Source organism: Streptomyces roseolilacinus, assembly GCF_014649335.1.
GTDB lineage: Bacteria > Actinomycetota > Actinomycetes > Streptomycetales > Streptomycetaceae > Streptomyces > Streptomyces roseolilacinus.
In genome coordinates this window covers 39,364-66,326 of record NZ_BMSV01000015.1, presented here as the reverse complement: position 1 = coordinate 66,326, position 26,963 = coordinate 39,364, and the positions used below count along the sequence as shown (strand labels likewise).

The following is a 26,963-nucleotide window of genomic DNA, read 5'->3' as shown; positions in this document are numbered from 1 at the left end:
GTCCCGGCCGTCCCGCCTGTGTTGCCGTACCGTACGTGCTCACAGCCCGGACGTGGAAACTGTGGCACATCTTCGGGGACGGGCGACGCGAGGGTCCGCGAAGGACTGATCCGCCCGCGACCTCCCGTGACCTCCCAGGACTGGGCGGATGGTCCGCTTTGCGAACCTTTGCCGGTACGGGTGCGTCGGGGCGCGCCGGGGCGCCCGGCGCGGTGGAGTCACACGTTCGGGGGCGGGCCCTCGATCGGGCGTCCGACGACTCCGGGGCGCCGCTGCCACGGCGAGGGGCCCGTGGGCGGCCGGTAGTCGACCCCCAGTGCGTCAAGGCGCCGGTAGTGCGCGCCCATTCGCCGGGCGAAGCCGTCGAAGTCGCGTTCCGCGGGGGCGGGCAGGGTGGTGGACCAGGCGACCTCGGCGAAGGCGGCCAGGCGCGGGAAGGTCTGGTAGTCGACGCGGGAGCGGCTGTCGAGGACCTCGGTCCAGACGTTGGCCTGGGTGCCGATGACGTGCGCGGCCGCCTCGGCGGAGAGGCCGGGCGGCACGGGCTCGAAGCGGTACACGTCCTCCAGGGTGCGGACGTACCCGATGGGCACGGGCTCGTCGGGGCCGCCGTCCTGGCGGTGGTCCAGGTAGACGTGCTGCTCGGGGCACATGACGACGTCGTGGCCGGCCTCGGCGGCGGCGATCCCGCCGGCGTACCCGCGCCAGGAGGAGACGGCCGCGCCGGGGGCGAGGCCGCCCTCCAGGATCTCGTCCCAGCCGATGAGGCGGCGGCCGCGGTCGGCGAGCCAGCGGTCGAAGTGCCGGACGAACCACGCCTGCAGGCCGTCCTCGTCGCCGACCCCCAGCTCCCGGATGCGGGCCTGGGCGGTGGCCGAGGCGCGCCACTGCCCCTTGGGGCACTCGTCGCCGCCGATGTGGACGAACGGCGAGGTGGCGGCCGGGAACAGGTCGAGGACCTCGTCGAGGACGTCCTCGTAGAAGCGGAGGACGGCCTCGGTGGGGGCGAGGACGTTCGGGTTGACGCCCCAGGTGTCCCAGACGCCGAGGGCGGCCGTGTCGACGACGTCGGTGTTGCCGAGTTCCGGGTACGCGGCGATGGCGGCCTGCGAGTGGCCGGGGATGTCGATCTCGGGGACGATCCGGATGTGCCGCTCGGCGGCGTACGCGACGATCTCGCGGACGTCGTCCTGCGTGTAGTGGCCGCCGTGGGGGGTGTCGTCCCACAGCGGGGAGGCGCGGTGGCCGCGCTTGGTGCGGGCCCGCCAGGCGCCGACCCCGGTGAGGCGCGGGTGGCGGCGGATCTCCAGGCGCCAGCCCTGGTCGTCGGTCAGGTGCAGGTGGAGGACGTTCAGCTTGTGCGCGGCGAGCAGGTCGATCTGGCGCAGCACGTCGTCCTTGGGCAGGAAGTGCCGCGCCACGTCGAGGAGCAGTCCGCGCCAGGCGAACCGGGGGCGGTCCGCGATCCGCACGGCGGCCAGGGCGAGGGGCGCGCCGGGGCGGACGGGGGCGCGGCGGTGGGCGTCGGGGCCCAGGAGCTGGCGGAGGGTCTGGGCGCCCCAGAAGACCCCGGCCGGATCGCCGCCGGTGATGTCCACGGTCCCGTCGGCGACGGTGAGCCGGTACGCCTCCGGGCCGAGCGCGCCGTCGAGGCGGAGGCGGACGACGGCGCCGCGCGGGGGCGGCGGGGTGGCGGGCGACGGGGTGGCGGGCGGCGCGTCGGCGGGGGGCGCGGGGTGGAGGGGCAGGGCGAAGGCGGCGCCGAGCGTGGCGCGCAGCCAGCGCTCGGCCGTCTGCGTGCCGGGCGCGGCGCGGAGGACCGTACGGGTGTCGAGGACGGCGCCGGGGCGGCCCGGGTCCGGGGTGTGGGACGCGGGCGCCGGAATGAGGTCCATCACGTCAGCAGCCCTCCGGTCGTTGCATCCTGCGCAACGGGCGTTTCGCATACGGCAACCGGAAGGAGCCTAGGGTCCGCCCCGCACCCCGGGCAAGGGTCGGAAGCCGGCCACCGGAGCGGGGCGCGGACACGGCGAAGGCCCCCGGCACGGCCGGCGCGTCGCCGCGCGGCTCGCGTGCACGGGGCACGGCGGGCACGCGGCGCGCTCGACGACCGCGCCGGGGGCCTGTCGCGGGAAGGACCGCGGGCCCGGGGGCCTACTTCTTGTCCTTGCCGCCCTTGTCCTTGTCGCCGCCCGCGCCCATGGACTCGTAGATCTCCTTGCACATCGGGCAGACCGGATACTTCTTGGGGTCGCGGCCAGGGACCCAGACCTTGCCGCACAGGGCGACGACGGGAGTGCCGTCGAGGGCACTCGCCATGATCTTGTCCTTCTGGACGTAGTGGGCGTAGCGCTCGTGGTCTCCGTCGCCGTGCGACACCTGCGGCGTCGGCTCTACGAGGGTCCCCGTACCTGCCCCGCGCTCGGGCTCGAGAGTGCTCATAACCGCCAAGGGTACTCACCCGGCACCGCTTCAGTTCAGGCTCGGGTCGTCCGGGTACGTCGCGATCATGGCGAGTTCGCTGCGCTGCCGCCTCAGGACGGCCCGCCACAGGTTCTCGGGCTGCGGGGACGACACGTCGCCGGGCTCGGACTCGACGACGAACCAGGCACCCTCGCCCAACTCGTCCTCCAGCTGGCCGGGCCCCCAGCCCGCGTACCCGGCGAAGATCCGCAGCGAGCCGAGGGCGGGACCGAGCAGCTCGGGCGGGGTCTCCAGGTCGACGAGGCCGATCGCGCCGTGCACCCGGCGCCAGCCGAGGGGGCCCTCGTCGCCGGGGATCACGGCGAGGCCGAGCGCCGCGTCGAGGGAGACGGGACCGCCCTGGAAGACCACGCCGGGCTCGCCGGCGAGCGGCGCCCAGGGCTCCAGGATGTCGCCCACGTCGACCGGCGTGGGGCGGTTGAGGACCACGCCGAGGGAACCCTCGTCGTCGTGGTCGAGCAGCAGCACCACCGCGCGGTCGAAGTTCGGGTCGGCCAGCGCGGGGGTGGCGACGAGCAGCCGGCCCGCGAGCGAGGACACCTCCGTCATGGACACATGATCCCGCATCTTCGGCCCGCACGGGGGGTGCGGGGAGCGGTCCGGCCGAACCCCCCGGCGCGTGGCGGGTTCCGTACGCTCCGGACACGCCCCGTACGCGCCCCGGCACGGAAACGGACGGTGACCCTCCGCGAGGGCCGGGGAACTCAGGGTGCCGCGCCGGCTCCCCCGCGCGCCCCGCGCCCCCGCCGCCTTACGGGGCAGGGGCGAACGCCCTTTACGCTTTTCCCTGGCCCCTGCCCGACCACATCCGGAACGCGAGATACATGACCGGCACAGACGATGTACTGCTTGTCCACGGCGGCACCCCGCTGGAGGGCGAGATCCGCGTCCGCGGCGCGAAGAACCTCGTGCCCAAGGCGATGGTCGCCGCACTGCTCGGCAGCGAGCCCAGCCGGCTGGGCAACGTTCCGGACATCCGTGACGTGCGGGTGGTCCGCGGCCTGCTCCAGCTGCACGGCGTGACCGTCCGCCCCGGCGACGAGCCGGGCGAGCTGGTCATGGACCCGACGCACGTCGAGTCCGCGAACGTCGCCGACATCGACGCCCACGCGGGTTCCTCGCGCATCCCGATCCTGTTCTGCGGCCCGCTGCTGCACCGGCTCGGGCACGCGTTCATCCCCGGTCTGGGCGGCTGCGACATCGGCGGACGGCCGATCGACTTCCACTTCGAGGTGCTGCGGCAGTTCGGCGCGCGGATCGAGAAGCGCGACGACGGCCAGTACCTGGAGGCGCCGCGGCGGCTGCGCGGCACGAAGATCCGGCTGCCGTACCCGTCGGTGGGCGCCACCGAGCAGGTACTGCTGACGGCCGTGCTGGCGGAGGGTGTGACGGAACTCTCCAACGCGGCCGTCGAGCCCGAGATCGAGGACCTCATCTGCGTCCTGCAGAAGATGGGCGCCATCATCGCGATGGACACCGACCGGACGATCCGGATCACCGGTGTCGACAAGCTGGGCGGCTACGCCCACCGCGCACTCCCGGACCGCCTGGAGGCGGCGTCCTGGGCGTCGGCGGCGCTGGCGACCGAGGGCAACATCTACGTGCGCGGCGCGCAGCAGCGCTCGATGATGACCTTCCTCAACACGTACCGGAAGGTGGGTGGCGCCTTCGAGATCGACGACGAGGGCATCCGCTTCTGGCACCCGGGCGGCTCGCTGAACGCGATAGCCCTGGAGACGGACGTGCACCCGGGCTTCCAGACCGACTGGCAGCAGCCGCTGGTGGTCGCCCTGACGCAGGCCGCGGGCCTGTCGATCGTCCACGAGACGGTGTACGAGTCGCGGCTCGGCTTCACGTCGGCGCTGAACCAGATGGGCGCGCACATCCAGCTCTACCGGGAGTGCCTGGGCGGCTCCGACTGCCGCTTCGGGCAGCGGAACTTCCTGCACTCCGCGGTCGTGTCGGGCCCGACGAAGCTCCAGGGCGCCGACCTGGTCATCCCGGACCTGCGCGGCGGCTTCTCGTACCTGATCGCCGCCCTGGCCGCCCAGGGCACCTCGCGCGTCCACGGCATCGACCTGATCAACCGCGGCTACGAGAACTTCATGCAGAAGCTGGTGGTGCTGGGCGCGAAGGTCGAGCTGCCGGGCGCACAGACCGTCTGACGGCCACCCCGAGCGGCCCCCGGCCGGGGGTCCGGGGGTCGCCCCCGGGACAGCACGGCATGCAGAAGCTGGTGGTGCTGGGCGCGAAGGTCGAGCTGCCGGGCGCACAGACCGTCTGACGGCCACCCCGAGCGGCCCCCGGCCGACGGCCACGTCCCCGGGCGTGACGGCTTTCTGACGGAGCGTCACCTTGCGTTCGTGACGACGACGGCCCCCCGTGGTGAACGGGGGGCCGTCGTCGTGCATATGCCGCGTGAAGGCCCTGGGAGGGGCCGTACGCGGGCGAAGAGAAGGGCGGCCACCCCGTGGGGGTGGCCGCCCTCTTCACACGCCTGTGGGGGCTTACTTGCCCTTGGCGGCTTCCTTGAGCTTCGAGCCCGCGGAGACCTTCACGCTGTAACCGGCCGGGATGTTGATCGGCTCGCCGGTCTGCGGGTTACGAGCGGTGCGAGCGGCACGGTGGGTGCGCTCGAAGGTCAGGAAGCCGGGGATGGTGACCTTCTCGTCACCCTTGGCGACGACCTCACCGATGGTCTCGGCGAGCGCGGCCAGCACGGCGTCGGCGTCCTTGCGGGTCACCTCGGCGCGGTCGGCCAGGGCGGCCACCAGCTCACTGCGGTTCATGTTGTTACTCCCGTGTTCTTCTTGCCTGTGAGGCGTGAGATCGAAGCCGATGCTGCCAGGGCCCTAGGACAGTGCTCGGACCCGGGTCTGCCGTCAGACCCTCGCGCCCGAATACGCATCCTGCCCCCACCAGCGGCGGGAAAGCCAATCCGGCGCCCTCCGGAGTCACACGAAAAGCGCCACAGCCCCGTCCTGATGACGTCCGGTCGGCTGCGCGGCGGCCCGCGCGGAGGCGTCCCGGAGACGAACCGCAACCCTACGGGTGGACGCGGAAGGGCACGGTCCGCGACGCGCCGGGCGCCGCGTGACCGTGCGTACCGTCACACCCCGTGAGCGGCCTCAGAGCGGCTTCGCGTCCGCCGCGGCGGCCTTCGCCGCGTTGCGTACGGCACCGGCCACGGCACCCGCGACCTTGTCGTTGAAGACCGACGGGATGATGTAGTTCGGGTTCAGTTCCTCGTCGGTGACGACGTCCGCCAGGGCGGTCGCCGCCGCGAGCATCATGTCGGTGTTGACCGTACGCGACTGGGCGTCGAGCAGGCCGCGGAACACGCCCGGGAACACCAGCACGTTGTTGATCTGGTTCGGGAAGTCCGACCGGCCGGTGGCCACCACGGCGGCCGTCTGGCGGGCGACGGCCGGGTCGACCTCGGGGTCCGGGTTCGCGAGCGCGAACACGATGGCGTCGTCGGCCATGGCGGCCACGTCGTCGCCGTCGAGGACGTTCGGGGCGGAGACGCCGATGAAGACGTCGGCGCCGCGCACGGCCTCCTTCAGCGTGCCGGTGACGCCCTCGGGGTTGGTGTTGTCGGCGATCCAGCGCAGCGGGGACTCCGGTGCGGCGTCCACCAGGTCCTCGCGGCCGGCGTGGACGACGCCGTGGATGTCGGCGACGACCGCGTGCTTGACGCCCGCCGCGATGAGCAGCTTCAGGATGGCCGTACCGGCGGCGCCGGCGCCGGACATGACGACGCGGACGTCCCCGACGGCCTTGCCGACGACGCGCAGGGCGTTGGTGAGGGCGGCGAGGACGACGATCGCGGTGCCGTGCTGGTCGTCGTGGAAGACCGGGATGTCGAGGGCCTCCCGCAGCCGCGCCTCGATCTCGAAGCAGCGGGGCGCGGAGATGTCCTCCAGGTTGATGCCGGCGAACCCGGGCGCGATGGCCTTGACGATCTCGACGATGGCGTCGGAGTCCTGCGTGTCCAGGCAGATCGGCCAGGCGTCGATCCCGGCGAACCGCTTGAACAGCGCCGCCTTGCCCTCCATGACCGGCAGCGCGGCCTTCGGGCCGATGTTGCCGAGGCCGAGCACGGCGGAGCCGTCCGTGACGACGGCGACGGAGTTGCGCTTGATGGTGAGGCGGCGGGCGTCCTCGGGGTTCTCGGCGATGGCCATGCACACGCGGGCGACGCCCGGCGTGTAGATCATGGACAGGTCGTCGCGGTTGCGGATGGGGTGCTTCGACGCCATCTCGATCTTGCCGCCGAGGTGCATGAGGAACGTACGGTCCGAGACCTTGCCGAGGGTGACGCCCTCGATGCCGCGCAGCTTGCCGACGATCTCGTCGGCGTGCGCGGTCGAGGTGGCCGCGATGGTCACGTCGATCCGCAGCTTCTCGTGGCCGGACGCGGTCACGTCGAGGCCGGTGACGGAGCCGCCGGAGGACTCCACGGCCGTGGTGAGCTGGGAGACCGCTGTTCCGCTCGCGGGCACCTCCAGCCGGACCGTCATCGAGTACGAGACGCTGGGCGCCGTTGCCATGGCCGACTTCCTCTGCTTTCCCTAGCTTCGCTGCCGCCCCGGCACGGCACGGGCCGTGCGGGGCCTTCCGATCGTCGCACCTACCTGCCGGTAGGAGGTAATACGGTCGTTTTGTTTTCGGAAATTCTTTTCCACCATACGAGAGACGTGAGGCAAAAAGGAAGCGGGTCCGCGCCATCACCTCGGATGGCGCGGACCCGCTTCGCGTTCAGTGACACCGACCCGCCATGCTCGCCTCGCGGCAAGTGGTCGCTCGCAGCGACGAAGGTTGGGCCCGGGGGCTTGGATCGAGCCGGTGTCACCACCAGGCTAACAAACCCTCCGGGATTCAGTCGCGCAGCAGATCCGGAACCCCCGCCTCGTCGGGTTCGTCGCGCCGCCCGGCGACGACCGTCAGCTGCTGCGTGGCGCGGGTCAGCGCCACGTACAGCACCCGGAGGCCGGCCGGGGACTCGTCGGCGATCTCGGCCGGCGAGACGACCACGGTCGCGTCGTACTCCAGGCCCTTGGCCTCCAGGCTGCCCAGCACCACGACCCTCCCCCGGCCCCCCTCGCCCAGGGGGGCGTCGGAGTCCAGGCCGGCCAGCCAGCCCGCCACCTGCTCCCGCCGGTTCATGGCGACCACGACGCCCACGGTGCCGTCCACGCGCTCCAGCAGGCGGCGCGCCTCCTCCCGGACGACCTCGGCGGGGTCCCGGTCGCCCACGGCCGTGAAACGGGGCTCCACGCCCGTGGAGCGCACCGCGCGCGGCGACTGGGCGCCGGGCATCGCCAGGGCCAGGACCCTCGCGGCCAGCTCGGCGATCTCGGCGGGGTTGCGGTAGTTCACCGTGAGGGTGAAGCGGCGGCGCGGGCGGGTGCCCAGGGCCTCGTCGCGCGCCTCCGCGGCCTCGTCCGGGACCGACCAGGACGACTGCGCCGGGTCCCCGACGACCGTCCACGTGGCGTGCCGGCCGCGGCGGCCGACCATGCGCCACTGCATGGGCGTGAGGTCCTGCGCCTCGTCGACGATGACGTGCGCGTACTCGGTGCGCTCCTGCGCCAGCCGCTCGGCCCGTTCGCGCTGCGACTCCTCCCGTACCGGCATCAGCTCCTCCAGGCCGGTCAGCTGGTCCAGCGGGTCCAGCTCCCGTCTGCGGCGCGGTCGGGCGGGGGCGCCGAGCAGCGTCTGCAGCTCGTCGAGGAGGGCCACGTCGTGCACGGAGTACGCGTCGCGGCGCAGCGAGCGGGCCAGGCGGCGCACCTCGCCGGGGTTGAGGACGCGGCGCGCCCAGCGGCCCAGGCGCTTCTCGTCGGCCATCGCGGCCAGCACGCCGCGCGGGGTCAGCTCGGGCCACCAGGCGTCCAGGAACGCGGTGAAGGAGTCCTCCGAGGTGACGTCCTCGTCGAAGGAGGAGCGCAGCTCGGCGGCGAGCTCCGGGTCGGTCTGGCGGGCGGCGCCGCCCGACTTCGCGTACAGGGCGTCCAGGACGAGGCGCCGGGCGCGCGGGCGGAGCAGGTTGACGGGCGCGGTGCCGCCGAGGGCCGCGTGGCGGATGCGCCGCAGTTCCTCGGCCTCCAGCTCGATACGCCGGCCGAAGGCGACGACGCGCAGCCGGTCGGGGGCCTCGCCCCGCTCCAGGGCGCCGCGGGCGGCCTTGCGCAGCACCTTCAGCATCCGGGAGGAGCCCTTGACGCGGGCGACGGCCGGGTCGTCGTACGCGGTGGCCTCGACGCCGTCGACGAGGCTGCCGACGGCGCGGATGGCGACCTGGCCCTCCTCGCCGAGCGACGGCAGGACGCCCTCGGTGTAGGCGACGAGCAGCGGCGTCGGCGAGACGATGAGGATGCCCCCGGCGTACCGGCGGCGGTCCTGGTAGAGCAGGTACGCGGCGCGGTGCAGGGCGACGGCGGTCTTGCCGGTGCCGGGGCCGCCTTCGACGTACGTGACGGACGCGGCGGGCGCGCGGATGACGAGGTCCTGCTCGGCCTGGATGGACGACACGATGTCGCGCATCGTGTGGCTGCGGGCCTGGCCCAGCGCGGCCATCAGGGCGCCGTCGCCGATGACGGGCAGCTCGGCGCCGTCGAGCGTCGCGATCAGCTCCGGGCGCATCAGGTCGTCCTCGACGCCGAGGACGCGGCGGCCCTTGGAGCGGATGACGCGGCGGCGCACCACGCGGCCCGGGTCGACGGGCGTGGCCCGGTAGAACGGCGCCGCGGCGGGGGCGCGCCAGTCGATGACGAGCGGGCTGTAGTCGGCGTCGAGCACGCCGATGCGGCCGATGTGGAGGGTCTCGGCGATCTCGGCGGTGCCGTCGGGCCGCACGGCGTCGTCGGCGGGCTCGACGGAGGTGTACGCGCCGTCGGGGCCCTTCTTGCCGTCCTTGCCCCTCAGGAGGTCGATGCGGCCGAAGAGGAAGTCCTCGAACTCGCTGTTCAGGCGGTTGAGGTGGACGCCGGCGCGGAACACCTGCGCGTCCCGCTCGGCGAGCGCGCCGGGCGTCCCGACCTGGCCGCGCTGGGCGGCGTCGTGCATGAGGAACTCCGCCTCGTGGATCTTCTCCTCGAGACGGCGGTACACCTGGTCCAGGTGGTCCTGCTCCACCGCGACCTCACGGTCCCGTACCGAGTCGACGGCTTCCTGCGCGGCCACCGTGGCCCCCTTCTGACGTGCACTGGGCAGCCGTCGAGGGTACGCCACGTTCGCCCCGCTGTCAGTCGGGCCCTCCCGGCGGGGCCGCCGCGGACGTGCCGGGCGGCACCGGTGGCCGCCCTCCCCGGCCGGCTCGCCCCTCCGCGGGGCGCGGGCCGGAGCCGAACCCCTCAACGCGGCGTGGAGGTCTCCCCGGAGGCGTCGCGCCCGCGTCCCGTACGCGCGCGGTGGCGGGCGACGCGCTCGCGGTTGCCGCAGGTCTCGCTGGAGCACCAACGGCGGCGCGCGCCGCGGGAGGTGTCGAGGTAGACGCGGTGGCAGTGGTCGCCCTCGCACTGGCGCAGCCGCGCCCGCGCCCAGGGGTCGGTGAGCAGGTCGACGGCGTCGCGGGCGAGGACGGCGAGCAGGGCGCCGCAGCCGGGCGGGGCGTCGAGGACCCGCACGAGCCGCCCGTCGGCGCCGGGCACCGCACGCGGGGCGGGGGGCGCGGCGGCGGCCGCGAGGCCGTTGAGCCGCTCCAGGGCAGCCGGGACGGGTGGGACGGGCAGGACGGCCAGGACAGGCGGGGCGGCCGAGGCAGGCGGGGCGGGTGGGGCGGGTGGGGCGGCCGGGGCGCGGCCGGCGAGCTCGGCGCGGACCAGGACGTCGATGTGGCCGCGCAGCTCGGCGAAACGTTCCACCCAGGTGTCGTCCACGGCCGTCAGCGGCGTGCCCCCGGGCACGAGGCCGCACCCGACGAGCCACCGCGCGAGCCCCTCGGGGCCGGCGACCGGCTCGTCCAGCAACTCCAGGCACCACCGCCCGGCGTCGAACCTCCGCCCACCCTCCACGCCCCGTCGCCCCCTCGGGTCACCGCCCACCGCTCCGCCCCCCAGCCTGCCCCGACCACCCCCTCGCCGGAACCCCGCGGGCAGGCCGCGCTGAACGGCGTGGGCAGGCCGCGCCGAACGGCGCAGGTCACGCGTGCACGAGGGTGGGCGCGACGGACGGCGCCCCGCGCCCGGGACTCCCGGGAGGCCGCTGCCGCCGGCGGGCACCACGGCGGGACGCCCCGCGTCCGGGGCGGGGCGTGGGCGCGGGCCCCTACTCGCCGGCCTGGAGCGTCGTCTCGGCGGCGGGGTCCAGGGCCAGGCGGTAGCCGCGCTTGACGACCGTCTGGATCAGTTTCGGGGCGCCCAGGGCCGCGCGGAGGCGGGCCATGGCGGTCTCCACGGCGTGCTCGTCGCGGCCCGCGCCGGGCAGGGCGCGCAGCAGCTCGGCGCGGGGGACGACCCAGCCGGGGCGGCGGGCCAGGGCGTGGAGCAGGGACATCCCGGCCGGCGGCACGGGCCGCAACTCCCCGTCGACCAGCACCGCGTGGCCGCGGATCTCGATGCGGCGGCCCGCGACGGGCAGGGTGCGGGCCCTGGCCGGCAGCTCCTGGCACAGGACCTGCACCAGCGGGCCGAGCCGGAAGCGGGCCGGCTGGACGGTGTCCACGGCGTGGCTCTGCAGCGGTACGGCGGTGACCGGGCCGACGCAGGCGGCGAGGACGTCGTGGCGCAGGGCGTCCAGCAGACCGGGGAGGAGCCCGCGGTGTTCGGCACGGGCCAGGAGGGACGCGGCGGCGGGAGCGCTGGTGAACGTCACCGCGTCCAGGGCGCGGGCGACGGTCGCGTCGAGGAGCCGGTCCAGGGGGCCCAGGTCCTCGGGCGGCATCCACCGGTAGACGGGGACGACGACGACCTCCGCGCCGGCGTCCCGCAGCGCCTCCACGAAGCCGGGCAGCGGCTCGCCGTGCAGTTGGAGGGCGACGCGGTGGCCGGAGACGCCCTGTTCGAGGAGCCGGTCGAGGACCTCGGCCATCGAGTCCATGGCGGGCGACCACTCCTCGGTCAGCCCGGCCGCCCGTACGGCGCCCTTCACCTTGGGGCCCCGGGCGAGGACCCGCGCCCGCCCCAGACAGGCGAGCAGTTCCTCCCCGTACCCCCAGCCGTCGGCGGCCTCCAGCCAGCCGCGGAAGCCGATCGCCGTCGTGGCCACGACGACGTCCGGGGCGCGGCCGACGAGTTCCCTGGTCGCCTCGAGGAGTTCCGCGTCGTCGGCGAGCGGCACGATCCGCAGTGCCGGGGCGTGCAGGACCGCCGCGCCCCGGCGCTGAAGCAGCGCGCCCAACTCGTCCGCGCGGCGGGCCGCGGTGACGCCGACCGTGAAGCCCGCGAGGGGGCCGTTCTCCTGCTGCTGCTCGTGCATGACGTCCGAGCCTGGCAAGGATGCGTGACAGGCCGGGTTCGCTGACGTTTCCCCGCCGTTACGGACCATGTGCGATCACACCTCGGAGTAGCTGAGCTGTCGCTGTGCCGGTACCTCCGCGACGGTCGCGGCCGTCCTGCGAAGGTATACCGCCCACGTCACGGCGATGCACACCGCGTAGAAGACGAGGAAGGCGACGAAGGCCGACGTACCGGATCCCGCGGTCTGGAAGGACTGGCGGAAGGCGAGGTTGATGCCGAGGCCCCCGACCGCGCCGACCGCGCCGATCAGGCCCATGGCGGCGCCGGAGAGGCGGCGGCCGTACGCGTCGGCCTCCTCGCCGCCGAGCCCGGAGGCGTACGCCTTCGCCCTGAAGATCGCCGGGATCATCTTGAACGTGGAGCCGTTGCCGAGGCCGCTGAGGACGAACAGGGCGGTGAACCCGACGAGGAAGACCGCCAGCGACTCCGCGAGCGCGGCGTAGACGACGACGCCGGTCGCGACGGCCATCGCGGCGAAGGTGCCCAGCGTGATGCGGGCGCCGCCGTACCGGTCGGCGAGGGAGCCGCCGACGGGCCGGATCAGCGAGCCGAGGAGCGGGCCGAGGAAGGTCAGCGACGCGGCCTGGAGCGGGGTCCGCCCGAACTGGGTCTGCAGGACGAGCCCGAAGGCGAAGCTGTAGCCGATGAACGACCCGAAGGTGCCGATGTACAGGAACGCCATGATCCACGTGTGGGCGTCGCGCACGGCCTCCTTGACGGCGCCGGTGTCGTTCCTGACCGGCGCGAGGTTGTCCATGAACAGCGCGGAGCACACGGCGGCGACGACGATCAGCGGGATGTAGACGCCGAGGACGATCCGGGGGTGGGCGGCGCCGGCGGTGCCGATGACGGCGAGGCCGGCCAACTGGACCACGGGCACGCCGATGTTGCCGCCCCCGGCGTTCAGGCCGAGGGCCCAGCCCTTGCGGTGGAGGGGGAAGAAGGCGTTGATGTTCGTCATCGACGAGGCGAAGTTGCCGCCGCCGACGCCGGTGAGCGCGGCGACGAGCAGGAACGTCGTGTACGACGTGCCCGGCTCCATCACCGCGAAGGCGGCGCCGGTCGGCAGCAGGAGCAGCAGGGCGCTGAAGACGGTCCAGTTGCGGCCGCCGAAACGGGCCACGGCGAAGGTGTACGGCACGCGGATGACGGCGCCGACCAGCGTGGCGACCGCGATCAGGGAGAACTTCCCGGCCGGGTCGATGCCGTACTCGGGGCCCATGAACAGCACCATCACGGACCACAGCGTCCAGATGGAGAAACCGATGTGCTCGGAGATCACGGAGAAGAGGAGGTTGCGGTTGGCGACGCGCTCGCCCTTGTCCCTCCAGAAGGTCTCGTCCTCGGGATCCCACTCCTGGATCCATCGTCCGCCCATCGCGCACCTCCACCGTGTCGATCCCTGAACCCGTCGGGACCGACGCTAGGGAGGCCGCGTTTCAGCCCGGTCATCTGAGGTGACCGGACGGAAACCTTGCTCTCACCCGGCGGTCGGGCACGGTGTGAGCGCCCCGGCGCGGACACGGGGGCGCCCCGGCGAGGGCGTGAGGGCGCGGGGCGCCCGGCGCGGGCGTGAGGGCGCCTGGTGAGGGCACGGAGGCGCCCGGGCGCGGGCCTCGCCACCGGAGTGCGTACCGGGGGGCGGGCGTCAGGCGCCGCGCATCAGGGCGGCGTCGAGCTCCGGCAGCCACGCCCCGTCCGGTACGGCCAGCCAGTCCTCCTCGGCGGCGAGCCGGGCGGCGGCGGTGCGCAGCGCGTCGAGGCCCGGGTGCCTCAGTCCCCTGCGCCACACCAGCGCCACCGGCGACAGGGGTACGGGGCCGGTGAGCGGGCGCAGCACGGTCTCGGGCATGGCCGGGAAGCCGACGACGGCGAGGACCGGGGTGCGGCTCTTGGCCATGACGCGGCGGAACTCCTCGGCGCCGACCGCGAGCGGCGCGGGCGGGGCGAGGCGGACGCCGTGCTCGGCGAAGAGCAGCGCGGCCAGGTCGGTCCACTCGCGGGTGCGGGGGTTGCCCGCCCCGGCGTACAGGGCCTGCCCGGCGAGCGCGGACAGCTCGACCTCGTCGCGGCCGGCGAGCGGGTGGTCCTCGGGCAGGACCACGGCCATCGGCTCGTAGCGCACGGGCTGCCAGGCGAGCCGGGCGCGGACCGCCGGGTCGAGGCCGGCGACCCGGCCGAAGGACGCGTCGAGGCGGCCGGCGAGGATCTCGGCGGCGGCGCCGGTCAGCCCGCTCTCGAAGCGGGCCATCAGCTCGCAGTCGGGCGCCAGTTCGCGGGCGCGGGCGAGGACGCGGCCGCCGCTCATGTCGGGCGAGTTGAGGTCGACGAGGAGGGGGCGGGGGCCGGTGCCGGAGAAGGCGGTGGCCAGGTCGTCGTAGGCGGCGAGGACCGTCTGCGCGTACGGGCGGAGCCGCTCGCCGTCCGCGGTGAGGGCGACCTGCCGGGTGGTGCGGACGAACAGCTCGGTGCCGAGCTGCCGCTCCAGGCGCCGGATGTCGCGGCTGAGGGCCTGCTGGGCGACGTACAGGCGGGCGGCGGCGCGGGTGAAGTGCAGTTCCTCGGCGACGGCGGCGAAGGCCCGCAGGAGCCGGGGTTCGATGTCGGGGACCACCCGCGGAATTTACAACACGGGCGCGTCAATGCGGGTCGAACAGGTGTTGGACCGGTCGGGGGCAGGGCGGTGAGGGTGGTGGGCATGCCCCCGCACCCGACGAAGCCGGCGCCCGAGCCGGCCGCGCCCCGCTCCCCCGCCCCGGCCCCCACCTCGGCCTCCGCTTCCGTCGCGCCCGTACCGGCGCCCGCGCCCGCGTCCCGCCCCGGTGGCCCCGCCGGGCCGCCCCGCGCCCGCAACCCGTACCTCCGGCTCTTCGCCGTGCCCGGTACGCGCGCCTTCACCGCCGGCAACCTGGTCGCCCGCGTCCCCATGGGCATGTTCACCGTCAGCGCGGTCATCATGATCGCCGGGTCGCGCGGCTCGTACGCCCTCGCCGGCGCCGTCACCGCGACCGGTCTAGCCGCGACGGCGGTGGTGGCGCCGTTCACCGCGCGGCTGATCGACCGGTACGGGCAGGCGCGGGTCGCCGTCCCGGCCACGGTGCTCGCCGTCCTCGGGTCGCTGGCCCTGCTGCTGTGCGTCCGCCACGGCGCTCCGGACTGGACCCTGTTCGCCGCCTACGCCGCGACCGCGACGACCCCGAACATCGGCGGCATGTCCCGCGCCCGCTGGGCCCACCTGTACCGCGGCGACCCGCGCGCGGTGCACACCGCGAACGCCTTCGAACAGGCCGTGGACGAGCTGTGCTTCATGGCCGGCCCGGTGCTCGCCGCGTTCCTGTGCGCGGCGCTGTTCCCGGAGGCGGGCACCCTGGTCGGCGCGGTCCTGCTGCTCGCCGGGATGCTGCTGTTCACGGCGCAGCGCGCGACGGAGCCGCCGGTCGCGCCCCGCGCGGCGCGGCGGCGGGCGCGCTCCCCGCTCCGCACGCCGGGGATGCCCGCGCTGCTGGCGGTGTTCCTGGCGACGGGTGCGATCTTCGGGTCGATGGAGATCGTGACGCTGGCGTTCGTGGACGGCCCGGAGGCCGGGCCGGTCATGGCGCTGCAGGCGTTCGGCTCGTTCCTGGCGGGCCTCGCGTACGGCTCGGTGCGCCCCGCGGCGAACGCGCGGCGGCGGCTGCTGGTGTGCCTGGCGGCGATGACGGCCCTGATGTCGCTGCCGCTGCCCGCGTCCGGCACGGGTTCTCTGCCGGTCCTGGCGGGGGCGCTGCTGCTGGCGGGGATGGCGACGGCCCCGACGATGGTGACCGGCATGTCGCTGGTGCAGCGGCTGACCCCGCCGGACCGGCTGAACGAGGGCATGACGCTGGCGGTGACGGCCCTGCTGGGCGGGATCTCGACGGGCGCGGCGGCGGGCGGCTGGCTCGTGGAGCGGGCCGGCGCGGGCACCGCGTACGCCCTGCCGGCGGTGGCGGGGGCCCTGGCGCTGGGCCTGGCGGCGGCGGGCGTCCGGGTGCGGGACCTCCCGTAGGCTCCGTGTCATGCTGACGGTGGAGCGACTGCGGGCTGACCACGCGCCCGCGCTGCTGGCGTTCGAGCGGGAGAACCGGGCCTACTTCGCCCGGTCGATCCCCGACCGGGGCGAGGCGTACTTCGCGGAGTTCACCGAGCGGCACCGCGTGCTGCTGGCCGACCAGGAGGCGGGGCTGCTCCACTTCCACGTCGTCCTGGACGAGGAGGGCGACCTGATCGGCCGGGTCAACCTGGTCTGCGACCGGCCGGACGGCCCGGAGCTGGGCTACCGGATCGCCCGGCGGGCGGCGGGGCGGGGCGTCGCGACGGCGGCGGTCGCGGAGGTGTGCCGGCTGGCCGCCGAGGCGTACGGCCTGACGGAGCTGCGGGCGGTCACGACCGTCGACAACCTCGCCTCGCGCACGGTCCTGGAGCGCAACGGCTTCGTGCGCGTGGGCGAGCTGACGCTGACCGGCCGCCCGGGCCTGCGCTACCACCGCGCGCTGCCCTGACCGCCCCGCGGGGCACCGGGCGCGGCGGGCCCGCGCGGGCACGACGAAGGCCCGGCCGCCTTGGGGGCTGCCGGGCCTTCGCCTACATGGGAAAGTGGAGATGGCGGGAATCGAACCCGCGTCCAACGGTGCGGAACCAGGGCTTCTCCGTGTGCAGTCCGCTTCGCTTTTCTCGGCCCCGGAGATCACGCGGACAAGTCTCCGACGGGCTCAGTCACTGTGTGGTTTCCCTCTACGCCCCGTGACCGGGCCTAGAGGTTTAGTTCCCTAGCTGATGCCAGGATCCGGGTCGGGAACAGCCCCGGGCTGACACTTCGCGAGTCGCTACTTAGGCAGCGAGGGCGAAGGAATCGCGCTTGGTGTTGGCGATTATTGGTTTCGGCCTGTGGTTTACGAGATCATGGCCGCTTCCTCGACACGCTTCCCCTGCTTCGACAGCCGCTGTCGAAACCGATCATCCCCATGTTGATTTTTCAAGCCCCCTGGGGGGCGCGCCCCCGCGAGGGGGGCAGATGCCATCGTACGGGATCAACGCGGGACGGTGCCAGCACATTTCCCCGTACGTGTGACCTGCGCCACTCGCGCTAGGCGCGCTGGCGCCGGCGGACCGCCGACATGGTGCGCTCGGCCTCGCGCCGGTCCTGCTTCTCGCGGAGGGTCTGCCGCTTGTCGTACTCCTTCTTGCCCCGTGCGAGCGCGATCTCGACCTTGGCCCGGCCGTCCTTGAAGTACAGCGAGAGCGGCACGATCGTGTGCCCCGTCTCCTGCGACTTCGACTCCAGCTTGTCGATCTCGGCGCGGTGCAGGAGCAGCTTCCGCTTGCGCCGTGCGCTGTGGTTGGTCCAGGTGCCCTGGCTGTACTCCGGTACGTGGACGTTGTGCAGCCACGCCTCGTGCCCGTCGATCTGCACGAAGCCGTCCACCAGCGAGGCCCGCCCCTGGCGCAGCGACTTCACCTCGGTGCCGGTCAGGACCAGACCGCACTCGTAGGTGTCCATGATGTGGTAGTCGTGCCGCGCCTTCTTGTTCTGCGCGATCAGCTTGCGCCCTGTTTCCTTAGCCATAGTGCGGCCATTTTCGCACTACGTGCCCGTCCCGAGGCCACTCAATACCGTGCGGGCCCGCTCCTCGGCCCCGGTGGGCGCCGGGACGTCCGGGGCGATGCCGCGCCCGTCGACCCGCGCGCCGGCCGGGGTGCGGTAGTGGCCGACGGTCAGCTCGGCGACCGAGCCGTCGGGGAGGCTGCTGGGCATCTGCACCGAGCCCTTGCCGAAGGTGCGCGCGCCCACGGTGACGGCCCGCCCCCGGTCCTTGAGCGCCCCGGTCAGCAGCTCGGCGGCGCTCATGGTGCCGCCGTCGATCAGCGCGACGACGGGCCTGGCGGTGTCGCCGCCCGGCTCGGCGTACAGGGCCTTCTCCTCGCCGTGCACGTCGTACGTGGCGACGAGCCCGCCGTCGAGGAACGCGGACGCGGCGGTGACCGCCTCGGTGACCAGCCCGCCGCCGTTGCCCCGCAGGTCCAGCAGCACCCCGGCGCCGTCGGGGGCCCGGTCCACGGCCCTGCGCACCAGTGCGCCGCTGCCCCGGGTGAACGCGCTGACCCGGATCAGCACCGCGTCGCCGACCCGCCGCACGGTGACCGCCTCGGCGGCGAGCCGGGCGCGGCGCAGCGTCAGCGTCCACGCGCGGGGACCCCGCTGGACGCCGAGGACGACCGCGGAACCGGCCTTCGCGCGCGCGGCGTCCCCCTCCGTGCCGTCGCCGCGCAGCAGGGCGACCACCTCGGCGGCGGTGCGCCCGCGCACGGAGCGGCCGTCGACCGCGCGGAGCCGGTCGCCGGGCCGCAGCCCCGCCCGCTCCGCGGGGCCGCCGCGCTGCACGCGGGCCACCTCGACGTGCCCGTCGGCGGTGCGGCGCGCCCACAGGCCGACGCCCGTGTACGACCCGTCGAGGGCGCGCCGGAAGTCCTCGTACTCGCTCCTGTCGTAGACGGCGCCCCACCGGTCGCCGCTGCGGCTGACGACCTCCTCGGCGGCCTGCGCGACGGGCTTGCCGTCCGCGGCGGCCTCGGCCGCGGCGCGGACCACCTCGTCGCGCACCGCGCCGTCGCCCGGCCGGGGGACGGGGCCGGCGGCGGGGCCGTTGCGGGCCGCCCTCGGCGGGGCGCCGTCGTCGTACGGCAGGGACCCGGTGGCGGCGGCCGCCACCAGGACGGTCGCGAAGAGCACGGTCAGGGCGGCCCCGCGTCCGATGCGGCGGGGCCGGAGCGAGGACTCGGGACCCGGCAGCGACATGCCGCCCACTCTAGGACAAGCGGAAGGCGCCGCACGGGCGTTGCCCGCACGGCGCCAGGGGCGCTTGTCACACCTTCAGATACTTGCGCAGCGCGACGGCCGCCGCCAGCGACGGCATCAGCAGGCCGATCACGAGGACCAGCGGCAGGACCGAGAGCACCGCGTCCCAGCCGATGAACTGGACCAGCGGCATCTGCTCCGCCAGCGACAGGCCCGCGTCGATCAGGAAGTACCGCCCCACCAGCAGCAGTACGCAGGCGACCACGCCGCCCAGCAGGCCGGCGAACGCGGCCTCCATGATGAACGGCATCTGGATGTAGAAGCTGGACGCGCCGACGAGCCGCATGATGCCGGTCTCACGGCGGCGGCTGAACGCCGAGACGCGCACCGTGTTGACGATCAGCATCAGCGCGATCAGCAGCATCAGGCCCATGACGACGAGGGCGGCGACGTTCATGCCGCGCATCATGTTGAACAGGTTCTCCAGGATGCCGCGTTGGTCCTGCACCGAGTGGACGCCGGACCGGCCCGAGAAGGCGGTGGCGACCACCTCGTACTTCTCCGGGTCCTTCAGCTTGACCCGGAAGGACTCCTGCATCTGGTCCGGCGTGATGACGCTGGCGATGGCGGTGTCGCCGTACTGCTCCCGGTAGTGCTTGTACGCCTCCTCCGCCGTCTCGTGGTGGACGGTCTCCACGATGTCGAGCTTCTTGAGGTCCGTCTCGATCTGCTCCTTCTGCTGGGCGGTCACGGCGCCCTTGGAGCAGGTCTCGGCCGTCTCCGCGTCGTTCTTGTTGCAGAGGTAGATGGTGACGTTGACCTTGTCGTACCAGAAGTCCTTCATCGCGTTGACCTGCTGGCCCATCAGCACCGCGCCGCCGAACAGGGCCAGCGACAGGGCCACGGAGACGATGACGGCGAAGGTCATCGTGAGATTGCGACGGAGGCCGACACCGATCTCCGAGAGTACGAACTGGGCGCGCATCGCGTGCGTAGAGCCTTTCCTTGCCGTGCGTGAAGCCTGCTGCTGCTACTGCCCGCTGGTCGGTCAGTGCTGGTAGCCGTAGACGCCGCGGGCCTGGTCGCGGACGAGACGGCCCTTCTCCAGCTCGATGACGCGCTTGCGCATCTGGTCGACGATGTTCTGGTCGTGCGTCGCCATGACGACGGTGGTGCCCGTGCGGTTGATCTTGTCGAGCAGCTTCATGATGCCCACCGACGTCTGCGGGTCGAGGTTGCCGGTCGGCTCGTCGGCGATCAGCAGCATCGGCCGGTTGACGAACGCGCGCGCGATGGCCACGCGCTGCTGCTCACCGCCGGACAGCTCGCCCGGCATCCGGTCCTCCTTGCCCGCGAGGCCGACCAGGCCCAGGACCTGGGGGACGGACTTGCGGATCTCGCCGCGGGACTTGCCGATGACCTCCTGCGCGAAGGCCACGTTCTGCGCGACGGTCTTGTTCGGCAGCAGCCGGAAGTCCTGGAACACCGTGCCCAGTTGGCGGCGCATGTGCGGCACCTTCCAGTTGGACAGCCGGGCGAGGTCCTTGCCGAGGACGTGCACCGTTCCCGTGCTGGCGCGCTCCTCGCGCAGGAGCAGCCGCAGGAAGGTGGACTTCCCGGAGCCGGAGGACCCCACCAGGAAGACGAACTCGCCCTTCTCGATCTCCAGGGAGACGTCCCTGAGCGCGGGCTGGTTCTGCTTCGGGTAGGACTTGGAGACGTTGTCGAATCGGATCACGGGTGCACCCACGGTCGGCCGGGAGGAGTAGGTGAGCGTGACCATACGCGAACCGGGATGCCCCGTGCAGGCGCCGTACGGGCTTGCCCGATTTGTCCGTACTGGGGGGCTGTGGTAGGAGGTCCTGACCGGCCGGAACCCGGCGGGGCGCGCCTAAACTCGTGGGACCTGGCACAGTGGGGAGGGGAACGGACGCGTTTCCCTGAGCGTTGTGTGGAGAGAACTCGGTGGACGGCCCGCAGTCGAGCGGCTCCGCCGCGCGGGAGGAGGAGAGCGCATGACCTATGACCGATTGGTGTGCGCCAACTGCGCCGCGCCCGTGAGCGAGGGCCGCTGCCCCGTCTGCCGGGCGAATCGTGAGCGCATGCAGCAGAGCCCCTGGGGCGCCCTGAGCCCGTCGGCGCTGGTAGCGCTGTTCCTGCTCCTGGTGGCGACGGCGGCGGCGCTGGTCGTGGCGCACCAGCCAGCCTAGGGAGTGTCTTCAAAGTAGCGTCGTCCGGCAGACGGGACTTTGAAGACACGACCTAGCGGCCGGCCGCGCACGCGGGAGCCTGAGCACGGCGAGGGCCCGGACACCGTTCCCACGGTGTCCGGGCCCTCGTCGTGTGCCCGGTCTCCCGGGCCCGGGTGCGCTCGGGTGCCCGGTCGTCCGGGCCCGGTGCGCCTAGGCGACGGTGCGGCCGCCGACCAGGCGCGGCAGCAGGCGGAAGCCGACGCCGCCGGCGATCATCGTCGCGGCACCGATGAGGAGGAACGAGGTCTCGGCGGCGCCGGTCTCCGCCAGCTCCTCCTTGGCCTCGCCCTGCTGCACCGGCTGCGAGCCGACGTTGTTGGTGCCGGGGTTGTTGTCGGAGCACTCGGCGCCGTCGGCGGTCACGGCGCAGGTGCCGGCGTCGCCGCCGGTCGAGCCGGAACCGCCGGTGGCCGCGGCGCCACCGGTGGACGCGGCGTCGTCACCGCCGGTGGTGGTGCCACCGTTGATGCCGGTGGTGCCGGTGGAACCCGTGGTGCCGGTGGTGCCGGTCGACCCCGTGGTGCCGGTGGTCCCGGTGGAACCCGTGGTGCCGGTCGAGCCGGTGGAACCCGTGGTGCCGGTGGAGCCCGTCGAGCCGGTGGAACCGCCGTTGGAGGACGCACCGCCGTCGGAGGACGCGCCACCGTTCGTGGACGCACCACCGTTCGTGGACGCGCCACCGTTGGACGACGCACCACCATCGGAGGACGCGCCACCGTTCGTGGACGCACCACCGTTGGACGACGCACCACCATCGGAGGACGCGCCACCGTTCGTGGACGCACCACCGTTGGACGACGCACCACCATCGGACGACGCGCCACCGTTCGTGGACGCCGCACCGCCGTCGGAGGACGCGCCACCGTCGGAGGACACGCCGCCGCTGATGGACACGCCGCCGTCGGTCGAGGTGCCGCCGTCGGTCGAGGTGCCGCCGCCGATGGACACGCCGCCGCTGACGGACACGCCGCCGTCGGCCGTCGTGCCGCCGTCACCGCCCAGGTCGGTGTTGTCGTCACAGGTGGAGTCGATCGGGGAGCATCCGGCGGAGAGGCCGAGCTCGAAGCCGGCCGCCTGCGCGGCCCCGGCCGCGGTCAGGGACGCGCCCGCGGCGATCACCGCACCGGCGGCTATCCGCGCGACCCTGACCCGCATCTTCTTGGTCATAAAGTTGCTACCCCCAGTAGCCGTTCTGTCAGTGGAGCAGCGCACCGCACCAGGGCCAGGACAGGGGGGCCGTGACGTTGCCGGACCAGCCCCCGTTCACACGCGCCCCGGATCCGCGCATGCCGCGGCCCAGACTTTCGGCTTTTCGAGGGGGCGTCAAGGACGTTGCGTCGCGTAAGAGTTGGAAGATCACGGTTTGCCTGCTATGCGGGCATGCATCTGTGACGTAAACGCGAAAAGCCGTGCTGACGTGGGCGATTGCCTTGTCGACAAAGCGATGGCCCCGGAGCCCGGCGCCGACCGCCCGCGCCACCGCCCCGCCGCCCGCGCCCGGTCCCGCACGGCGGAGTACGACGACGGCGCCGGCCCCGGGAGGGGGCGGCGCCGGTCGTACGGGGGTGGGTCTACTTCTCCTGGTCCTGCTGCTTGCGCCAGCGGATGCCCGCCTCCAGGAAGGCGTCGATCTCACCGTCGAGGACGGCCTGCGGGTTGCCGACCTCGTGCTCCGTGCGCAGGTCCTTGACCATCTGGTACGGGTGCAGGACGTAGGAGCGCATCTGGTTGCCCCAGGAGCTGCCGCCGTCGCCCTTGAGGGCGTCCATCCTGGCGCGCTCCTCCTGGCGCTGGCGCTCCAGGAGGCGGGCCTGCAGGACGCGCATCGCGGACGCCTTGTTCTGGATCTGCGACTTCTCGTTCTGGCAGGACACGACCACACCGGTGGGGATGTGGGTGATGCGGACCGCGGAGTCCGTGGTGTTGACGGACTGGCCGCCGGGGCCGGAGGACCGGTACACGTCGATGCGGAGCTCGTTCTCCGGGATCTCGATGTGGTCGGTCTGCTCGACGACCGGCAGCACCTCGACGCCCGCGAAGGACGTCTGGCGGCGGCCCTGGTTGTCGAACGGCGAGATGCGGACCAGGCGGTGCGTGCCCTGCTCGACGGAGAGCGTGCCGTACGCGTACGGGGCGTGGACGACGAAGGTGGTCGACTTGATGCCGGCCTCCTCCGCGTACGACGTCTCGTAGATCTCGGTCTTGTAGTCGTGCCGCTCGGCCCAGCGGAGGTACATGCGCTGCAGGCGCTCCGCGAAGTCGGAGGCGTCGACGCCGCCGGCCTCGGCGCGGATGGTGACGAGGGCCTCGCGCTCGTCGTACTCGCCGGACAGGAGGGTGCGGACCTCCATCTCGTCGAGGGCCTTGCGGACCTCGGTGAGCTCCGCCTCGGCCTCGGCGAGGGTGTCCTGGTCGTCCTCGGCCTCGGCGAGCTCGAACAGCACCGCGAGGTCGTCGATCCGGCCGCGCAGGGTCTCCGCCTTGCGCACCTCGGCCTGGAGGTGCGACAGCTTGCTGGTGATCTTCTGCGCCGCCTCGGGGTCGTCCCACAGGGACGGCGCGGCCGCCTGCTCCTCGAGCACGGCGATGTCTGCCCTCATCTTGTCGAGGTCGAGGACCGCCTCGATGGACCCCATGGTCGAGGTGAGGGACTTCAGCTCTTCGGATACGTCGACGACTGCCACGGGTCCAGCGTAACGGCTGGCCGCGACAGTCCCCTCCCCCGAGGGCGGGCGGGCCGCTCCCCGGGGGGCCGCGCGTGCGGTCAGGGCCGGGCGGGAGCGGTGTCCGGGACGGGCTCGGGGGCGGACTGCCGGGAGTCCTGGGGCGGTGCCTCGGTGTCGTCGCCGCTCGCCGCGAGCCAGCCGCCCACGCCCACCGCGGCGACCAGGGCGGCACCCGCGACGGAGAGCGCGAGGCGGCGCCTGCGGGCGGCGGAGGGCTTGTTGCGGGCCGAGCCGGGGCGGCGCTGGCCGGGGGCGCGCGGGGCGCGGGCGGTGCCCAGGGGGCCGCCGGACAGCTCGTCCGGGCCGGGGACGCGCATCGACGTGTGGGTGTCGCGGCTGGAGTCCGCGGAGGAGCCCGGGACCAGCGGGACGGCGGAGCGGCGCGGGCCGCTCGGGAGCGTCGGGTACGGGTCGTCCTCGTACGGCTCCGAGGACGGCTCGGCGCCCGGTTCGTCCACGTCCAGGGGCGGCATGTGCGCGACGAGCGGCGCCAGGTCGTGGAGGCGGGCGGCGAGCTCGGAGGCGCGCAGCCGGGACGCGGGCGCCTTGGCCAGGCACTGCACGATCAGCTGCCACAGCTCGTCCGGGATGCCGGGCAGCGGGACGACCGTCTCGGTGACGTGGCGGCGCAGGACGGCGCCCGGGTGTCCGCCGCCGAACGGGGTGAAGCCCGCCAGCAGCTCGTACAGGACGGTCGCGAGCGCGTAGATGTCGACGGCGGCGCGCGGCGGCAGGCCCTCGACGATCTCGGGGGCGAGGTAGTCGGGGGTGCCGATGATGCGGTTGGTGCGGGTGCGGCGCGGGGTGTCAATCAGCTTGGCGACACCGAAGTCGGTGAGCAGGGCGGGGTGGGCGCCGCCCGGGCCGAGCGGGCCCTCCATGTCGAGCAGGATGTTCTCCGGCTTGACGTCCCGGTGGACGACCCCGGCGGCGTGCGCGGCGGCGAGGCCCTCGGCGACGTCCGCGACGATGGCGACGGCCGCGGCGGGCGCGAGGCGGCGCTCGCGGTCGAGGCGGCTGCGCAGGTCGGTGCCGCGGACGAGGTCCATGACCAGGGCCAGGTCGTTGCCGTCGACGACCAGGTCGCGCACGGCCACCACACGCGGGTGTTCGAGCCCGAGCAGGGCGGTGCGCTCCTGGACGAAGCGTCCGACGAGTTCCTGGTCCGAGGCGAGGTCCTCGCGCAGCAGCTTGATGGCGACGGGGCCCTCCGGGCCCTCTCCGAGCCACACCGTGCCGGCGCTGCCCCGCCCCAGGATCTGGTGAGCCGTGTACCGGCTGCCGATTTTCCGTGCCAAGACTGCTCCCTCAGCGGCTGGCGTTCCCGACCAAGTTACGCGGGTGCGGGCACCGGTATTCACGCGGGAGCGGAAATCACCCCTCCGAAGTCGACAAAGCGACGACGCCGGTGCGCGCCGGGGCGGGCGGGGCCGCCGCGTGCGCCGGGGTGGAGGGGGCCGCCCCGGCGCGGGGGCTCACTGCTGCGGCGGGGCGGTCGGGGTCTCCGTGCCGCTGCCCAGCTGGGAGATCCAGTCGCTGACGGAGGAGATGGCGTCGCCGATGGCCTGCCAGTAGCCCTTGCCCTGGGCGATCCAGTCCTGGAGCGGGGTCAGCTCCCAGATGAGCCAGCCGGCCACGACGAACAGCACGATCGTGAACAGGCAGCCCTTGAGGCAGCCCAGGCCGGGGATCCGCATCGGGTTGGCGCCGCGCTGACGCGGGGCGCGGGGCGCGGGCTGCGGCGGCTGGGGCTGCTGGGGCTGCTGGGGCGCCTGGGGCTGGGGGGCGTACTGCTGCCGGGGCTGCGGCGCCGGGGCGTGCTGCCGGCGCGGCTGCTGCTGCGGCTGGGGCGGCTGCGGGGCGTACTGCTGCGGCGGCGGCTGCTGGCCGTACTGCTGCTGCCCGTGCTGCTGCGGGGGCTGCTGCCCGTACTGCTGGTGCTGCGGGCGGTACTGGGGCGGCTGCTGCTGGGGCCGGGGCGGCTGCTGGGGCCGGCGCGGGGGGCGGCGGCGCAGCGGGTCGTCGGCGGGGTCGAGGTACTGGACCTGGGTCTGCTCGTTGCGGTCCCGGGCGGCGCGCAGCTGCGTCTGCCAGGGGTGCGGGTCCTCCGGGCCCGGCACGGGCGGCATGACCGCGGTCGGGTCGGCGGTGTCGCCCGGTCCGCCGGGGCCGGGGCCGGTCTGCGGGAGGACGCTGGTGGCGGCCGACGGGTCGTACGAGGGCGCGGCCCGGCCGGTGCTCGGGAGGACCTGGGTGGCGTCGGAGGCGCCCGGGACGTCCGGCGCGGGCGTGTCGGGGACCGGCGCGGGCGACGGGTCGGGGGCGAGCAGCGCGCCGACGCCCTCGGCCGCCTCGATCTCCGCGACGGTCGCGTGCACGCCGATGCCGGCGGCGACCGTGCGCAGCGCGCGGGCCAGGTTCTCCGCGCCGGGGCGGCGGCCGGGGTCCTTGCTGAGGCAGCGCTCGATGACCGTCCACAGCGGGGCGGGCACCGTGGACGGGCGGCGGGGCTCCTCGCTGAGGTGCCGGTGCAGGACCTCCAGCGCCGTGCCGCCGCCGAACGGGGGACGGCCGGTGACCAGCTCGTACAGCATGATGCCGGCGCCGTAGACGTCCACGGCGGAGGTCTGCGGGCGGCCCTCGGCGGACTCCGGCGCGACGTACGCGGGCGTGCCGACGAACTCGTGGGTGCGGGTCAGGCCCGGGGAGTCGGCGAGGCGGGCGATGCCGAAGTCGGTGAGCATCGGGTGCATCCGCCCGTCCCGCTCGGCGAGCAGGACGTTCGCCGGCTTGAGGTCGCGGTGCACGACGCCGTCGGCGTGGCTGGCGGCGAGCGCGTCCGCGATCTGGGCGGTGAGGAGCGCGGCGGCGACCGGGGTCAGGGGGCCGTTCTCGCGGAGGTAGCGGTGCAGGTCCGGGCCGTCGACGAGGTCCATGACGAGGGCGAGGAGGTCGCCCTCGACCACCAGGTCGCGGGTGCGGACGATGTTGGGATGGGTGAGGCGGAGGAGGACGGAGCGCTCCCGCAGGAAGCGCATCACGATGTCCGCGTCGTTGGCGAGCTCCTCCTTGAGGACCTTGATCGCGACGGTCTCGCCGGGCTGGCCCGGCACGGCCGCCTCGGCGCCCGCCGTCTCCCTCTGGCGGGCACGCCAGACGGTGCCCGTGGCGCCGCGTCCGAGCGGCTGCTCGAGCAGGTACTTACTGCCGACTGGCCGCACGGTCA

At 73.9% G+C, this 26,963-nt stretch carries 22 protein-coding genes and 1 other RNA gene; 4 read left to right on the top strand and 19 right to left on the bottom strand.

Annotated features, from left to right (window positions below; translation table 11 throughout):
- Window positions 1-218: 218 nt before the first annotated feature.
- From IE106_RS27865 to IE106_RS27855, 3 genes are all read right to left on the bottom strand, one after another.
- On the bottom strand, window positions 219-1,895 hold the full coding sequence (locus IE106_RS27865; protein WP_189537997.1) for a beta-N-acetylhexosaminidase: 1,677 nt from the start codon (window positions 1,893-1,895) through the stop codon (window positions 219-221).
- 259 nt (window positions 1,896-2,154) lie between these two features.
- Window positions 2,155-2,442 (bottom strand): DUF3039 domain-containing protein, encoded by a 288-nt coding sequence (locus tag IE106_RS27860; protein WP_023588437.1) that lies wholly within the window; start codon window positions 2,440-2,442, stop codon window positions 2,155-2,157.
- Window positions 2,443-2,472: 30 nt separating this feature from the next.
- The gene (locus tag IE106_RS27855) at window positions 2,473-3,033 is read right to left on the bottom strand and encodes a YqgE/AlgH family protein (protein WP_189537996.1); all 561 of its coding nucleotides are present in this window, start codon (window positions 3,031-3,033) and stop codon (window positions 2,473-2,475) included.
- Window positions 3,034-3,308: 275 nt separating this feature from the next.
- Between IE106_RS27855 and murA the strand changes: the two genes are divergently transcribed.
- Window positions 3,309-4,649, top strand: coding sequence for a UDP-N-acetylglucosamine 1-carboxyvinyltransferase (gene murA, locus IE106_RS27850; protein ID WP_189537995.1), 1,341 nt, complete (start codon window positions 3,309-3,311; stop codon window positions 4,647-4,649).
- Between the two features lie 342 nt (window positions 4,650-4,991).
- On the opposite strand, the gene IE106_RS27845 is transcribed toward murA, so the two are convergent.
- From IE106_RS27845 to IE106_RS27815, 7 genes are all read right to left on the bottom strand, one after another.
- Window positions 4,992-5,273 (bottom strand): HU family DNA-binding protein, encoded by a 282-nt coding sequence (locus IE106_RS27845; RefSeq protein ID WP_023588435.1) that lies wholly within the window; start codon window positions 5,271-5,273, stop codon window positions 4,992-4,994.
- A 339-nt stretch (window positions 5,274-5,612) separates the two neighbouring features.
- Window positions 5,613-7,037 (bottom strand): NAD-dependent malic enzyme, encoded by a 1,425-nt coding sequence (locus tag IE106_RS27840; RefSeq protein WP_189537994.1) that lies wholly within the window; start codon window positions 7,035-7,037, stop codon window positions 5,613-5,615.
- A 328-nt stretch (window positions 7,038-7,365) separates the two neighbouring features.
- A complete protein-coding gene (locus tag IE106_RS27835; protein WP_189537993.1) occupies window positions 7,366-9,672 on the bottom strand; it encodes a HelD family protein in 2,307 nt (768 codons plus the stop codon).
- Between the two features lie 170 nt (window positions 9,673-9,842).
- On the bottom strand, window positions 9,843-10,502 hold the full coding sequence (locus IE106_RS27830) for a CGNR zinc finger domain-containing protein (protein WP_189537992.1): 660 nt from the start codon (window positions 10,500-10,502) through the stop codon (window positions 9,843-9,845).
- A 253-nt stretch (window positions 10,503-10,755) separates the two neighbouring features.
- On the bottom strand, window positions 10,756-11,904 hold the full coding sequence (locus IE106_RS27825) for a uroporphyrinogen-III synthase (RefSeq protein ID WP_189537991.1): 1,149 nt from the start codon (window positions 11,902-11,904) through the stop codon (window positions 10,756-10,758).
- Window positions 11,905-11,979: 75 nt separating this feature from the next.
- Entirely contained in the window at window positions 11,980-13,323 is a 1,344-nt protein-coding gene (locus IE106_RS27820) for a nitrate/nitrite transporter (RefSeq protein WP_189537990.1), read from the bottom strand.
- Window positions 13,324-13,593: 270 nt separating this feature from the next.
- On the bottom strand, window positions 13,594-14,559 hold the full coding sequence (locus IE106_RS27815; protein WP_189537989.1) for a LysR family transcriptional regulator: 966 nt from the start codon (window positions 14,557-14,559) through the stop codon (window positions 13,594-13,596).
- Window positions 14,560-14,643: 84 nt separating this feature from the next.
- Between IE106_RS27815 and IE106_RS27810 the strand changes: the two genes are divergently transcribed.
- On the top strand, window positions 14,644-15,972 hold the full coding sequence (locus IE106_RS27810) for an MFS transporter (protein WP_189537988.1): 1,329 nt from the start codon (window positions 14,644-14,646) through the stop codon (window positions 15,970-15,972).
- Between the two features lie 10 nt (window positions 15,973-15,982).
- Entirely contained in the window at window positions 15,983-16,465 is a 483-nt protein-coding gene (locus tag IE106_RS27805) for a GNAT family N-acetyltransferase (RefSeq protein WP_189537987.1), read from the top strand.
- Between the two features lie 92 nt (window positions 16,466-16,557).
- Here IE106_RS27805 and ssrA read toward each other — a convergent pair.
- From ssrA to ftsE, 5 genes are all read right to left on the bottom strand, one after another.
- Window positions 16,558-16,927, bottom strand: a transfer-messenger RNA (tmRNA) gene (gene ssrA, locus IE106_RS27800).
- Between the two features lie 122 nt (window positions 16,928-17,049).
- Window positions 17,050-17,529: an SsrA-binding protein SmpB gene (gene smpB / locus IE106_RS27795; RefSeq protein WP_189537986.1), complete on the bottom strand. Its 480-nt coding sequence runs from the start codon at window positions 17,527-17,529 to the stop codon at window positions 17,050-17,052.
- Window positions 17,530-17,547: 18 nt separating this feature from the next.
- Window positions 17,548-18,759, bottom strand: coding sequence for a S41 family peptidase (locus IE106_RS27790; RefSeq protein ID WP_189537985.1), 1,212 nt, complete (start codon window positions 18,757-18,759; stop codon window positions 17,548-17,550).
- Between the two features lie 67 nt (window positions 18,760-18,826).
- Window positions 18,827-19,744 carry a permease-like cell division protein FtsX gene (ftsX, locus tag IE106_RS27785; protein WP_189537984.1) on the bottom strand — a complete coding sequence of 306 codons (918 nt, stop codon included), beginning with the start codon at window positions 19,742-19,744 and terminating at the stop codon, window positions 18,827-18,829.
- Window positions 19,745-19,807: 63 nt separating this feature from the next.
- Window positions 19,808-20,497 (bottom strand): cell division ATP-binding protein FtsE, encoded by a 690-nt coding sequence (gene ftsE / locus IE106_RS27780; RefSeq protein WP_028964199.1) that lies wholly within the window; start codon window positions 20,495-20,497, stop codon window positions 19,808-19,810.
- 277 nt (window positions 20,498-20,774) lie between these two features.
- On the opposite strand from ftsE, the gene IE106_RS27775 reads away from it, so the two are divergent.
- On the top strand, window positions 20,775-20,969 hold the full coding sequence (locus tag IE106_RS27775) for a hypothetical protein (RefSeq protein ID WP_189537983.1): 195 nt from the start codon (window positions 20,775-20,777) through the stop codon (window positions 20,967-20,969).
- Between the two features lie 192 nt (window positions 20,970-21,161).
- Here IE106_RS27775 and IE106_RS30555 read toward each other — a convergent pair whose 3' ends face one another.
- The 4 genes from IE106_RS30555 to IE106_RS27755 form a co-directional block, all read right to left on the bottom strand.
- On the bottom strand, window positions 21,162-22,178 hold the full coding sequence (locus IE106_RS30555) for a hypothetical protein (RefSeq protein ID WP_229840857.1): 1,017 nt from the start codon (window positions 22,176-22,178) through the stop codon (window positions 21,162-21,164).
- 404 nt (window positions 22,179-22,582) lie between these two features.
- Complete coding sequence (gene prfB / locus IE106_RS27765) at window positions 22,583-23,695, bottom strand: peptide chain release factor 2 (RefSeq protein WP_189537982.1); 1,113 nt, start codon at window positions 23,693-23,695, stop codon at window positions 22,583-22,585.
- A gap of 80 nt (window positions 23,696-23,775) precedes the next feature.
- Window positions 23,776-25,035, bottom strand: coding sequence for a serine/threonine-protein kinase (locus tag IE106_RS27760; RefSeq protein WP_189537981.1), 1,260 nt, complete (start codon window positions 25,033-25,035; stop codon window positions 23,776-23,778).
- Between the two features lie 177 nt (window positions 25,036-25,212).
- Window positions 25,213-26,958: a serine/threonine-protein kinase gene (locus IE106_RS27755; protein WP_189538030.1), complete on the bottom strand. Its 1,746-nt coding sequence runs from the start codon at window positions 26,956-26,958 to the stop codon at window positions 25,213-25,215.
- Window positions 26,959-26,963: the final 5 nt, after the last annotated feature.